Here is a 12049-nt window from a genome sequence, read left to right as displayed (position 1 = left end):
CGTTGTGATGACTGAACAATCGGGCCAGAGTGTCGTGCTGACGGGTGCCGCCGGCGGCATGGGACGCGCCATCACCAAGGCCTTGCTGGAAAGCGGCCGCCGCGTCGTGCTGGTCGATCGCGACGCCAAGGCGCTTCAGGAACTCGCGTCCACGGCGGGCAACGCGGTGTTTCCGATCCAGCTCGACATTAGCGATGGGCAGGCCGTGGATCGCCTGCCGGACGCCATTCCCGCGCAGTTCAAGCCGGTCGACGTCCTCATCAACAACGCCGGGCACGATATCGGCGGGCGGACGCGGTTCGATGCCGGCTCCGCCGACGACTGGTCCAACATCATCCAGACCAATCTGATCGGCCTGATGCGCGTCACCCGCGCGATTCTGCCCGACATGGTCAGGCGCAACGCCGGCCATGTCGTCAACATCAGCTCCATCAACGCCGTCCGGATCGTCCCTGACATGGCCGCCTACAGCACCAGCAAGGCGGGCGTGCACATGTTCACCGAGACGCTGCGGGGCGAGCTGGCGGAAACCGCGATCCGGGTCACCGAACTCCAGCCAGGCCTGACCCGGACCAACATCATCCTGACCCGCTACCGCGGCGACAGGCAGAAGGAAAAGGACTATTTCGACCAGTTCAGGATGGCGCTCGAGCCTGCCGATATTGCCCGCTCGATCGTCTTCGCCCTGGACCAGCCCGCGCACGTTCAAATTGCCGAAATGATGATTCTGCCTGTAAACCGGTACTGACTTTTCCCAACCAGGGTCCGGACATGGAAAGACGTAGCGAATTGCAGTCGACACTCCGCATCGAGGACGTCCCGACCGTCCGGGCGATGGTCGCGCAAAAGCTGCGCGAGGCGATCATGTCCGGAACACTCAAACCGGGCCAGCGCCTGGTCGAGCGCGAGCTTTGCGAGATGATGGGCGTCAGCCGGCCCTCGATCCGTGAAGCGCTGCGTGCCCTCGAAGCCGACGGCCTCGTCAACATCGTCCCGCACCGCGGCCCCGTGGTTTCCACGATCAGCCTCGAGGAAGCCCGGCAGCTCTACGCGGCGCGCGCGGTGCTCGAAGGTTTCGCCGGCCGCGAATGCGCCAGGCTCCACGATCCGGAAGTGGCTCGACGGATCGGGGAAGCCCTGGCACGGCTGAAGGCGGCCGCAGCCAAGCAGGACCTCGTCGGGAGCCTCGAAGCCAAGACCGACTTCTACGCCGCGCTGATCGGCGGCTGCCGCAACGCCTTCATCGAGCGCATGCTCAAGCCGCTGCACGACCGGATCCAACTGTTGCGGATCACGTCGATGTCGCAGCCGAAACGGATCAACAAGAGCCTGCGCGAGGTCACCGCGATCTGGCGCGCGATCCAGAACGGCGATCCGGATCTCGCCGAGCGCTGCTGCGTCGATCACATCAATGCGGCTGCGGTGGCCGCGCTCGACATGATTGAACGAAACGCCGCCAAGGAGGCGACGTCCTCCGACGACTAGAAAAACAAGAATTCAGGGAGTGTTCGATGTTGTCTCTGGTACGATCGCTGATCCTGTGTCTCCTGCTCTCGCCCTGCGGCGCGGCAATCGCAGACGACTACCCCACCCGCCCGGTCACGATGATCGTGCCGTTCTCCGCCGGCGGCCCCGGCGACGTCATCGCGCGAATTCTCGGCAACGCCATGAGCGCGACGCTGAAGCAGTCCATCGTCATCGAGAATGTCGTCGGCGCCGGCGGCACACTCGGCACCAACCGCGTCGCCAAGGCCGCGCCTGATGGCTACACGCTGCTCCTGATGCATGTCGGCCAGGCCACTGCGCCCGCGCTTTACGCAAAACTGCCGTTCGATCCCGTCGGCGACTTCGCCATGATCGGGCTCGTCACGGATGTCCCGATGATCCTGGTGGCCCGGCCGAATTTCCCGGCCAAGGACCTCGGCGAGATGATCGCGCGCATCCGCAGCGAAGGCGACAAGATGACTTTCGGCAATGTCGGCCTCGGCTCAGCCTCGCAGCTCTGCGGCCTGATGTTCATGAGCACCACCGACACGAAACTCTCGCAAATCTACTACAAGGGCGGTGGGCCCGCACTGAACGACGTCATCGCCGGCCATATCGACGTCTATTGCGATCCCGCGACGGGACCGACGCCCTATATCCAGTCGAACACGATCAAGGGCTACGCGATCACCAGCAAGACGCGCGTCGCGACACTCCCCGGCGTGCCGACCTCGGCCGAGGCCGGCGTTCCCGAATTCGATGTGACGACCTGGTATGGCCTCTACGCGCCGCGCGGCACGCCGAAGCCCGTGGTCGACCAGCTCGTCGGTGCGCTGCAGACGGCGCTCAAAGACCCTGCTTTGATCAGCCGCTTTGCCGAGCTCAGCATGGCTCCGGTTGAGGCCGAGCGCGCGACGCCGGCTGCGCTCGAAGCCTTCCTGAAGGCGGAGATCGCCAAATGGGGCCGGATCATCAAGGCAGCCGGAATCGAGCCGCAGTAGGCCTGCCTCACTCGTCCAGAAGCTCCAGGAATTCCTCTATCCGGCCGAACGGATCCGCATGCCCGCGGGCGGCGCAGACGACGCGATCGCCGTCGCGCTGGAGCGATCGCGCTCTCGATTTCCGCAGCCGCCCGGGGAGGAAAGTGGCAGCAACGGCCTCGGGCCCGACATCGAGCCTGACGATGCCACGCCGCTTGCAATCGATCCGGAGCCTGGCGGCCGCAAAAAAATCGCGCGCCTCCGGCGGGAGCCTGCCGAAACGGCGCGAGGTCTCCTCCTCCAGGTCTTCCAGATCGTCGTCGCTCCGGCATCTGGCGGCGCGACCATAGATCTCGAGCCGCATTGCTTCCGATTGCACATAGCCTTCAGGCAACATGTCGCCGACAGGCAGATTCAGATCCGGCACCCACAGAAAGGCGCCCGAGTCGTTCACTCTTTCCGAGGCGAGCTTCAGGAGATGACTGTAGAGCACCGGTCCGAACACCTGCACGTGCCCGGACTGCTGTTCGGAAAACAGGTCGCCGGCGCCCCTGAGGTCCAGGTCGCGCTCGCTGATGGCAAAGCCGGCGCCGGGCTTGCTGAACTCCTCGAGAACGGCCAAACGCTTCTCGGACTGTTCCGAGGTCGACTCCGTCAGCAGATAGGCGAAGGCGCGCGTTCCGCCGCGTCCCACCCGCCCCCTGAGCTGATGGAGCTGTGCGAGGCCGAACTTTTCGGGCCAACACACCACGATGGTATTCGCGCGCGGGATATCGAGACCGCTTTCCACGATGTTGGTCGCCAGGAGGACGTCCGCTTCGCCATCGACGAAACTCATCATGCGGTCGTCGAGATCGTCGACGGGCATCTTGCCATGAAGGCAGACGATGCGGAGGTCGGGCGCCAATGATTGCACGCGCGCCAGCATCGGCTCCAGATCCTGGATGCGCGGGCAGATCAGAAAACTCTGTCCATGCCGCCGCCGCTCGCGAAGCAATGCTCCGGCAATGGCCGCATCCGAAAGCGGAGCGATCTTGGTCACGATCGGAAGCCGGTGAACCGGCGGCGTTGCGATCACGCTGAGATCCCGGAAGCCCGCAAGACCAGCAGCGAGCGTGCGCGGGATGGGCGTCGCGCTCATCCAGAGCGTATGGGCATTCTTTGCCAGCCCAGAAAGCTTCGCCTTCTCCGCCGCTCCGAAGTGCTGCTCTTCGTCGATGATGACGAGGCCAAGATCGGCGAACTTCACATCCTGTGCAGAGAGCGCCTGCGTGCCGACAACGACTTTCAGCCTGCCGCTTCGCAAGCCCTCCTTGATCCCTCGCGTCTCCGGGCCGGAGGTCGCTCGCGACAGGCTTCCGACGTCAATACCGAGAGGACCGAAGCGCTTGCGGAAGGTTTCGACATGCTGCCGCGCCAGGACCGTGGTCGGCACCGCGATCGCCACCTGTTTCCCGGACAGCGCCACGGCGGCTGCCGCGCGCAACGCGACCTCGGTCTTTCCAAATCCGACGTCGCCGCACACCACCCGGTCCATGGGATGACCTGCCGCGAGATCATCGAGCACGTCCTGAATGGCCTTCGCTTGATCGACGGTCGGGAAATACGGAAAACGCGCAACGAACCTTTCATAGAGCGGCCCGGGTGCGGCCAGTTTCGGCGCGCGGCGGCGGTGGCGCTGGCTGATGTGCTTTGCGAGCGCCTTGGCGGCGACCTGAATCTCCGCCTCGGCCTCGGTCCGCCGCGCCCACCATGTGCTCCCGTCCGCCTTGTCCCGTGCCAGCTTGCCGGGCTCGGCCGCATACGGCCAGATCAAGGCAAGATCGGCCGGCGGCACGAGAACGGCGTTGTCTCCCGCGAACGCAAGCCTGACCATCTCGCGCCGCGATCCCGTCCCCATCGCGAGGGTCTGCAAGCCGTCGAGCAGAGCGAGCCCACGCTGCAAATGGACCACCGCCGCGCCGCGCTCCGGGACGTCGGGATGATCGAACGCGGCCGTCCAGGCTCTCGCCATCGGCTGCGGATGATGGGCTCTGCTGCCGAGCACGTCCGACGCGGTGACGATGACGAGAGGCTTGCGGCCGGCCCCGACGAAGCCGGCATCGAAGTCGGCCAGGAACGCCGTTTCGCGATCCCGTCCCTCTGTCGCCTCGCTCCAATCGGCACAGCGCTCCGCCTTGATGCCACTCATCCGCTCCATCGCGCGAAGGTCATCCTCGACGGCCGCGACGAACAGCACCCGCGACCCGGCGCGTTGCATGTCGTCAATAAATGCGCGGAGGATCTTTCTTGGCGATGAGGCTTTCGAGAAATCGGGCGTCGGTGTGAAGGCCGATTTTTGCGGAAGCACGCTGATGCGCTTCTTCATCCGCTTCCAATCCGCCCGTCCGAGATACTCGCGCTCCGCATCCCTGCGGCCAGCGGCCTCCTCGATGGTGCCCAGCCAGATATCGGCATGGCCCGGTACGCCGGCATCCACGATCCACCGTGCGCGAGCGCAATAATCCGGCAACGTCGCCCGCTGCCCGCGCTTGCCTCCGAGCGCAATCTGTTCGGACATCGGATCGATCAGCAATTCCCTGGTCTCGTAGACGACCTCATGCTCGACCGGATCGACGGCAACGATCTTACGGATAACACCGTCGGAATGTTCGATCCTGAAAGGACCAAGTCCGCCCGCGGGGAACACCTCGAACGTCTTGCCGTGGAACAGGACGCCGCCCGGATATTCCGCCTCTTCGTCGAGGTCGTAGCCGAGAGCTTCCAGGCGGCGCTCCAGCTCGGCTTCCGAATAAGCCGCGCCCACTTTCAGGCTGAGGCTGGTCTTTGACCAGCTCGCCGGCAGCGGCAGCCGCTCCATGATGGCTTCTGCGGTCGATACGAGGAAGACCGGCTTCCTCGCCTTGGCAAGGCGCCGCAACACCGAGCTCCGCCTGCCCGCGATCTCGCGCGACGGCTCCAGACCATCGAATGGCAGATTGTTCAGTCGCGGGAACACCAGCACGTCGACCGAAGGGTCGAGCGCGTGGATCACGCCACCCAGCCGCTCCGCCCTGTTCTCATTGTCACAGAGGAAGACGAGGCCGTCGCGTCCGGACTTCTCCCACTGCTCGCGCAGATGCAGCGCCAGCATGCCGAGCGGCGATGTGGACGAAACCGTAGAACGCGACGAGCTCTTGCCTTTCGAGCCTTTGCTCTTTGAGCTCCGGCTTTTCGGGCTCTGGCTTTTAGAGCTCTTGCTCTTAGAGCTGGCCTTTGTCTTTTTCGCGCCGGTCGCAGCCCGGGCTTTCCTGGTGGGCGCCAATTTGTATCCAACTTTGTTTCGCAAATAGAGGCGTGCGCCGACGAGCCCTCCCGTGAGCTCGGTCGATAACGCACATCGGGCCTAGGCGCCCAATGACGTCATTACAATTTCGCGATTGCGTTGAAAAGCAGAGACGCAAGCCCGGACGACCGGCCTGCACGCCAAAATAAGGCCTATTGCAGGACCTTCGGCAGCACCACGACCACGTCGACGCTCTGCCCGAGGACTTGAGTCGCAACCACCGCGAGGTGATGCGAGAACTCGTCCTCGATCTCGCTCGCGCAGTCTTCGTCCCTGGCAATGGCGAACAGCAGATTGCCGTCGATCTCGTCGAATCGGATACCGGCAAAAAGACGATCAAACGTCTCGGCGCCCGCGATGCCCGCGATTCGCGCCTGGATGGCTTGGTCTTCGATGAGGGACAGTTTCATCATAATCGGGAACATGGGGGCGCACCTCCCAAATGCAAGAGCAGAAGCGTGCTGGCGCGACCCGCCGGGCGAACTATATTAATCGTGTTGTCCCGCCTGCCCCCGTCTGCCCTTGAGGAAACTCTTGATTCTCTTCCTGCTGCTGGTCTCCGTGCCGATAGGACTGTCGGCCGGACGCTATTATCTGTTCGGCGATGGCCGGGGCAATTGGCAGACGGCGGATCGCTCGAGCGCCGGCCTGTTGCCGCCGGCATCGGCCAATCCGGACGCGCTGATCCGGGTCTTTGCCGCGCGCACGGTGCGGTGGCGCAGCATTTTCGCCGTCCACAGCTGGATCGTCGTCAAGGAGAAAGGTGCCAGCACCTACAGCCGATACGACTACACGGCGTGGGGCGACCCGATCCGGAGCAACGGATTTGCACCCGACGGCCGCTGGTTCGGCGCCATGCCCGAAACCGTCGTGGCGGTCGACGGCGCGCGGGCCGAAGCGCTGATCCCCAAGATCCGCCACGTCGTCGAGACCTACAAGTTCCGCGCCTACGGCGATTACAGCGCCTGGCCCGGACCGAATTCCAACACCTTCGTGCAGGCGGCGCTGGACGCCGTTCCCGAGCTTCGTGCCGTCCTTCCACCCACCGCGGTCGGCAAGGACTATCCGTACAGCGGACGCTGGGCCGGCATCACCCCTTCCCGCACCGGCGCCTACGCCTCGCTGTCGGGTTACCTCGGCATGACGGTCGGCTGGGTCGAAGGGTTCGAGATCAATTTCTTCGGCGCGGTGCTGGGGATCGACATCCGGCGGCCGGCGCTCAAGCTCCCCGGCATCGGCCGCCTGGGCGTCGCGGCCGGCCTGTAGAGCGCCTGCCGGCGCATCGCCAAACAAAAAACTGAAAAACAACCCCATGCACAGTAGAACCGCCCCTGGCCGGTTGGTCGCGGTGGCGCGGCTTAAGTCGAGAAGAGGCTTGGGTGAATTGCCTTGCGCGCGCAGAACGAGAGGCATCTCTCCTGCAACGCACGGTGGGCTGCTCGACGAGCCCGATGTCTTCAGACGCCGGTCATTTGACTCGTCGGGCAAAACACTGGCAAAATTGTATCGTGGCAATCAGGCCAAGGATGCGCTCGACCAGGCCGACCATGGGTCCAGCAAGCCTCCTTGAATCCTAGCCCCCAAGCGCCGGAATATTTTCGCGAAAGATGATCTCGCTGCGCGGCGCCTCGATGCCGTGCATGGCGCTGCGGCCGGCGCGCAAATTGTCGAAGATGCCGACACAGCTCATCATCGTGTTGAGCTGATTTTGAGTGATGACGGCATCCATCGTCCCATCGAGCAGAAAGCTGCGCGTATCCGAGGTCAGACCATGGCCAATGAAGACCACGTCACGCGCCCGGTTCATTTCGTTCAGGGCGCGAGCGACACCATCGGCGGCGCCGCCGATGTTGTAGATTCCGGCAAGATCCGGATGCTGGCCCAGCAGCATGCGCGTCTGGCGATAGTTGCGGTCGGCGTCATCATGGCCTTCGCGCAGGCCCACGACCTTGATGGCCGGGAATAGTTCTTCGAAGACGTGCAGAAAGCCCATTTCGCGTTCTTCGTGCGCGCGGTAGCTGCGGCTGCCCGCGATCATCGCGACCTTGGCCGGACGCTCGCCCAGAAAGCGCGCGATCAGATAGCCGGCGGTGCGCCCAATCGAGCGATTGTCCAGTCCGATATAGGCCGCGCGGCGCGCATTCAGGATATCCGAGATCAGCGTCACCGTCGGCACGCCGTGCTCCGCTAATCGGTCGACCGCTTCCCTCACGACGGGATGCTCGAGCGCCATGAAAGCGATGCCGTCAGCCTTGTCGCGGGCCCGCCAGAGCTGACGTGCCAGCAGGTCGGGATTGAAGCCCTTGATGGTGTCGACCTGACAATGGACGTTGAAGGGCGCGAGCCGGCCGTCGGAATGGGCGATCAGCTGCCCGAGCGTGGACAGGAAGCGGTTGGTGCCGGCCGGCAGCAGGAACAGGAGCCGCATCGGCTTCGGCCGCATCGCCGCCAGGATGTTCTCGGCCGGCATGTAGTCGAGCTCGGACGCAGCGGCGAGCACCCGCTGCTGCGTAATCGCCCGCACACCGGGCCGACGATTCAGCACGCGGTCGACCGTCGCCGTGGAGACGCCGGCCCGGCGCGCCACGTCAACGATGCGGCTCAGCGAAGGAACCACTGGTTTATTCATTCCGGGGCCCAATCGTCGAATACCTCAAAAACCATCATCTTTATCGTTTGACATGCTAGCTTAAAGTCGCAATTTTCGCATCAACATTGTCGCAGAGACATCAAATAACATCAAATCGCTGTTGGAGGAGAAGCCCATGTCCCTGACCCGTCGGCGCGCCCTGCAAGCCCTGTCCGCCCTCCCCGCCGCGGGCTTGATGGGCGGTCTCTCGCGCCCGGCCCGGGCGGCCGAGTTCTCGCTGAAATACGGCAACAACCTGCCGCTGACGCATCCCCTCAACATCCGCGCCCAGGAAGCCGCCGACCGCGTCGCCAAGGAGAGCAATGGCCGGGTCGAGATCGCCATCTTCCCGAACAACCAGCTCGGCGGCGACACCGACATGCTCGCCCAGGTGCGTAACGGCGCGCTGAACTTCTTCACGCCCTCCGCGCTCGTGGTCGCGACCCTGGTGCCGATCGCCGCGATCAATGCGGTCGGCTTTGCCTTTGCCGATTACGATCAGGTCTGGAAAGCAATGGACGGCGGGCTCGGCGCGCATATCCGTGCCGCCATGGCCAAGGTCGGCCTCCATACGTTCGAGAAGATGTGGGACAACGGCTTCCGCCAGATCACCAGCGGCGCCAAGCCGATCGAGAGCGCCAAGGACATGGACGGCCTCAAGATCCGCGTGCCCGTGTCTCCGCTCAGCATCTCCATGTTCAAGGCGCTCTCGTCCTCGCCGACCAGCCTGCAATTCAGCGAGGTCTATTCGTCGCTGCAGACACGCATTGTCGACGCGCAGGAAAATCCGCTGCCGATCATCCAGGTGGCGAAGCTCTACGAGGTGCAGAAGTACTGCGCGATCAGCAACCACATCTGGGACGGCTTCTGGTTCATCGCCAACGCCCGCGCCTTCAACGCCCTTCCCGCCGATCTCAGGACCATCGTCAGCAACGCCATCAACGATGCCGGCTTGAAGCAGCGCGAGGACATCAAGACGTTCAATGCGACCGTGCAGGCCGATCTCCAGAGCAATGGAATGAAATTCACCACGCCTTCACCGGACTCGTTCCGCGCAAAACTGCGCGACTCCGGCTTCTACGGCGAATGGAAGGGCCGCTTCGGCGACGAAGCCTGGGCGCTGCTCGAAGGCGCAGTCGGCAAGCTGGCCTGAGCGCGATGACGATCGCAGAGCATCAGATGACGGACTATCTGGCGGCGGCCGCGCACCCTGCTTCCGCTGCGGGGACGCGCAAGCTTGCGAGCGCCTTGGGCACCGTCGACCGCTGGCTCGGTGCGGTGGTCGAGACCGCCGCGGCCGCTGTCGTGCTGGTCGAGATCGGCATCATGCTCGCCGGCGTCATCATGCGATACGTCTTCCACAGCCCGCTGATCTGGTCGGACGAGCTGGCCTCGATCCTGTTTCTCTGGCTCTCGATGCTGGGCGCGGTGATCGCGCTGCGCCGGGGCGAGCACATGCGCATGACAGGGCTCGTCAGCCATGTCGGCCCGGGCGCGCGCGCCTTTCTCGACACGATCGCGGCGGTGGCGCCGCTAGCCCTGCTGGCGCTGATCCTGCATCCCGCCTTCGATTATGCGAGCGAGGAACAGGTCATCGTGACCCCGGCGCTGGAGATCAGCAACGCCTGGCGCGCAGCCGCAATTCCCGTCGGGATGACCCTGATGGCCGTCGTCGCCGCAATCCGGCTCGCGACACATCACCGCCCCGCGTTGGTCGTCGCGGCCCTCGTCACCACCGCCCTCCTGATTGCCGCATTCTGGCTTGCCGGACCGCTGCTCGCCCCGCTCGGACGCTACAACCTCATCATTTTCTTCGTCGGCGTGGTCGCGGCCAACGTGTTCGCCGGCGTACCGATCGCCTTCTCCTTTGCGCTCGCGACCTTCGGCTATCTGGCGCTGACAACCAGCGTACCGATGATGGTGATGGTCGGCCGTCTCGATGAAGGCATGTCGCACCTGATCCTGCTCGCGGTGCCGCTGTTCATTTTCCTCGGCGCGTTGATCGAAATGACCGGCATGGCGCGGGCCATGATCCAGTTTCTGGCCAGCCTGCTCGGGCATGTCAGGGGCGGCCTGTCCTACGTGCTGATCGGGGCCATGTATCTGGTCTCCGGCATCTCCGGCTCGAAGATCGCCGACATGGCCGCGATCGCGCCGGTGCTGCTGCCGGAAATGCAGCGGCGCGGCGCCAAGCCCGGCGACCTCGTCGCGCTGCTGTCGGCCACCGGCGCGCAGACCGAGACCATTCCGCCGAGCATCGTGCTGATCACCATCGGCTCGGTGACCGGTGTCTCGATCGCGGCGCTGTTCACGGGCGGGCTGCTGCCGGCCCTGGTCGTGGGCACCGCGCTTTGCGTCGTGGTGTGGCGGCGCTACCGGAACGAGGACCTGAGCCATGTGCGGCGGGCCTCGAAGCGCGAGATCACAAAGCTCACAATGATCGCCCTGCCCGCCATCCTGCTGCCCTTCGTGATCCGCACTGCCGTGGTCGAAGGTGTTGCCACTGCCACGGAGGTCTCGACCATCGGCATCGCCTACGCCGTGCTGATGGGCCTTGTGGTCTACCGCCAGTTTCCCTGGCGGCGGCTGAGATCCATGCTGGTCGAGACGGCCTCGCTGACGGGCGCGATCATCTTCATCATCGGCTGCGCCACGGCGATGGCCTGGGGACTGACGCAATCGGGCTTCTCGCAACAGCTGGCGAAGGCGATGGCGGCGATCCCCGGCGGCGCCTACGGCTTCCTCGCGATCTCGATCGTGGCCTTCGTCGTGCTCGGCAGCGTGCTCGAAGGCATTCCGGCCATCGTGCTGTTCGGCCCATTGCTGTTTCCGATCGCCAAGCAGGCCGGCGTGCATGAAGTGCACTATGCGATGGTCGTGATCCTCGCGATGGGCATCGGCCTGTTCGCGCCGCCGTTCGGCGTCGGCTATTACGGCGCCTGCGCGATCAGCAAGATATCGCCGGAGGAAGGCCTCAAGCACATCTGGGGCTATGTCGCGGCGCTCTTCGTCGGCCTCGCCATCGTCGCGGCCGTGCCGTGGCTGTCGACCGGCTTCCTCAAATTCTGAAGATCATGGGAATCATGCAATGAGCCGTTTTTTTGGTGAGATCCGGCAAGCCGGCTACGTCGTTGACGACATCGAGAAGGCCATGGATTATTGGAGCCGCGAGCTCGGCATCGGGCCGTGGTTCTATAATCCGCGGGTTCCAATCGTGAACTACCACTATCGCGGCAAGGCCTATGAGCCGCACAATTCGGTGGCGCTGGCCAATTCCGGTCCGCTGCAGATGGAGCTGATCCAGATCCGCAACGATGCGCCGTCGATGTATGCCGACTTCCTGAAAGCCGGACATAAGGGCCTGCAGCACGTCGCCTACTGGACCGAAGACTACGACGCCGATCTCTCCCGTCTCGAAGCCGAGGGTTTCAAGCCGGTCATGAGCGGCGAAGTCGGCGCGCGCGGTCGTTTCGTCTATTTCGACACGGAGTATCATCCGGGAACGGTGATCGAACTGTCTGAGGTCTCGGGACCCAAGGGCAAGATGTTCGATCTCATCCGCGCAGCCGCCAAAGGCTGGGACGGACGCGACCCCGTGCGGCCGTTCCCCGATCTTACCAAGCTCTAGAT

General features: G+C 64.3%; 11 protein-coding genes. 8 read left to right on the top strand and 3 right to left on the bottom strand.

The features are described from left to right. Positions 1-7: 7 nt before the first annotated feature. Genes HAP41_RS19755 through HAP41_RS19745 form a run of 3 tightly spaced genes read left to right on the top strand, consistent with a single transcriptional unit; the run spans position 8 to position 2486 of the window. On the top strand, positions 8-748 hold the full coding sequence (locus HAP41_RS19755; protein ID WP_166097621.1) for an SDR family oxidoreductase: 741 nt from the start codon (positions 8-10) through the stop codon (positions 746-748). Positions 749-771: 23 nt separating this feature from the next. Then, positions 772-1485: a GntR family transcriptional regulator gene (locus HAP41_RS19750; protein WP_063984371.1), complete on the top strand. Its 714-nt coding sequence runs from the start codon at positions 772-774 to the stop codon at positions 1483-1485. 26 nt (positions 1486-1511) lie between these two features. Next, a complete protein-coding gene (locus HAP41_RS19745; protein ID WP_166097625.1) occupies positions 1512-2486 on the top strand; it encodes a tripartite tricarboxylate transporter substrate-binding protein in 975 nt (324 codons plus the stop codon). A 7-nt stretch (positions 2487-2493) separates the two neighbouring features. Here HAP41_RS19745 and HAP41_RS19740 read toward each other — a convergent pair whose 3' ends face one another. Then, positions 2494-5598: a DEAD/DEAH box helicase gene (locus tag HAP41_RS19740; protein WP_166097633.1), complete on the bottom strand. Its 3105-nt coding sequence runs from the start codon at positions 5596-5598 to the stop codon at positions 2494-2496. Here HAP41_RS19740 and HAP41_RS19735 point away from each other — a divergent pair. Further along, complete coding sequence (locus HAP41_RS19735) at positions 5597-5797, top strand: hypothetical protein (RefSeq protein ID WP_166097637.1); 201 nt, start codon at positions 5597-5599, stop codon at positions 5795-5797. The genes HAP41_RS19740 and HAP41_RS19735 overlap by 2 nt on opposite strands. 145 nt (positions 5798-5942) lie before the next feature. Here HAP41_RS19735 and HAP41_RS19730 read toward each other — a convergent pair whose 3' ends face one another. Beyond that, entirely contained in the window at positions 5943-6203 is a 261-nt protein-coding gene (locus tag HAP41_RS19730; RefSeq protein ID WP_166105903.1) for a hypothetical protein, read from the bottom strand. A 121-nt stretch (positions 6204-6324) separates the two neighbouring features. On the opposite strand from HAP41_RS19730, the gene HAP41_RS19725 reads away from it, so the two are divergent. Continuing rightward, positions 6325-7056 carry a DUF3750 domain-containing protein gene (locus HAP41_RS19725; RefSeq protein ID WP_063984375.1) on the top strand — a complete coding sequence of 244 codons (732 nt, stop codon included), beginning with the start codon at positions 6325-6327 and terminating at the stop codon, positions 7054-7056. 307 nt (positions 7057-7363) lie between these two features. Here the strand turns inward: HAP41_RS19725 and HAP41_RS19720 are convergent, their stop codons facing one another. Next, on the bottom strand, positions 7364-8419 hold the full coding sequence (locus HAP41_RS19720; protein ID WP_166097642.1) for a LacI family DNA-binding transcriptional regulator: 1056 nt from the start codon (positions 8417-8419) through the stop codon (positions 7364-7366). A 136-nt stretch (positions 8420-8555) separates the two neighbouring features. Between HAP41_RS19720 and HAP41_RS19715 the strand changes: the two genes are divergently transcribed. From HAP41_RS19715 to HAP41_RS19705, 3 genes are read left to right on the top strand one after another with little or no spacing between them, the layout of a single operon-like run. Beyond that, positions 8556-9572, top strand: a complete 1017-nt coding sequence (locus tag HAP41_RS19715) for a TRAP transporter substrate-binding protein (protein ID WP_166097649.1) — start codon at positions 8556-8558, stop codon at positions 9570-9572. Between the two features lie 5 nt (positions 9573-9577). Beyond that, complete coding sequence (locus HAP41_RS19710) at positions 9578-11488, top strand: TRAP transporter large permease (RefSeq protein WP_206706228.1); 1911 nt, start codon at positions 9578-9580, stop codon at positions 11486-11488. A 19-nt stretch (positions 11489-11507) separates the two neighbouring features. Beyond that, positions 11508-12047 (top strand): VOC family protein, encoded by a 540-nt coding sequence (locus HAP41_RS19705; RefSeq protein WP_014496479.1) that lies wholly within the window; start codon positions 11508-11510, stop codon positions 12045-12047. The last annotated feature ends 2 nt before the right edge of the window (positions 12048-12049 follow it).

Source organism: Bradyrhizobium barranii subsp. apii (assembly GCF_011516635.5).
Lineage (GTDB): Bacteria > Pseudomonadota > Alphaproteobacteria > Rhizobiales > Xanthobacteraceae > Bradyrhizobium > Bradyrhizobium barranii.
Note: the sequence above shows the minus strand (reverse complement) of the source record. Positions and strands in the feature narration are given on the sequence as shown.

What these genes read in the sequence shown, in the direction of transcription:
- HAP41_RS19755 (WP_166097621.1), top strand. Translation starts at nt 8, where the DNA reads ATGACTGAACAATCGGGCCAGAGTGTCGTGCTGACGGGTGCCGCCGGC.
- HAP41_RS19750 (WP_063984371.1), top strand. Translation starts at nt 772, where the DNA reads ATGGAAAGACGTAGCGAATTGCAGTCGACACTCCGCATCGAGGACGTC.
- HAP41_RS19745 (WP_166097625.1), top strand. Translation starts at nt 1,512, where the DNA reads ATGTTGTCTCTGGTACGATCGCTGATCCTGTGTCTCCTGCTCTCGCCC.
- HAP41_RS19735 (WP_166097637.1), top strand. Translation starts at nt 5,597, where the DNA reads ATGCCGAGCGGCGATGTGGACGAAACCGTAGAACGCGACGAGCTCTTG.
- HAP41_RS19740 (WP_166097633.1), bottom strand. Translation starts at nt 5,598, where the DNA reads ATGCTGGCGCTGCATCTGCGCGAGCAGTGGGAGAAGTCCGGACGCGAC.
- HAP41_RS19730 (WP_166105903.1), bottom strand. Translation starts at nt 6,203, where the DNA reads ATGATGAAACTGTCCCTCATCGAAGACCAAGCCATCCAGGCGCGAATC.
- HAP41_RS19720 (WP_166097642.1), bottom strand. Translation starts at nt 8,419, where the DNA reads ATGAATAAACCAGTGGTTCCTTCGCTGAGCCGCATCGTTGACGTGGCG.
- HAP41_RS19715 (WP_166097649.1), top strand. Translation starts at nt 8,556, where the DNA reads ATGTCCCTGACCCGTCGGCGCGCCCTGCAAGCCCTGTCCGCCCTCCCC.
- HAP41_RS19710 (WP_206706228.1), top strand. Translation starts at nt 9,578, where the DNA reads ATGACGATCGCAGAGCATCAGATGACGGACTATCTGGCGGCGGCCGCG.
- HAP41_RS19705 (WP_014496479.1), top strand. Translation starts at nt 11,508, where the DNA reads ATGAGCCGTTTTTTTGGTGAGATCCGGCAAGCCGGCTACGTCGTTGAC.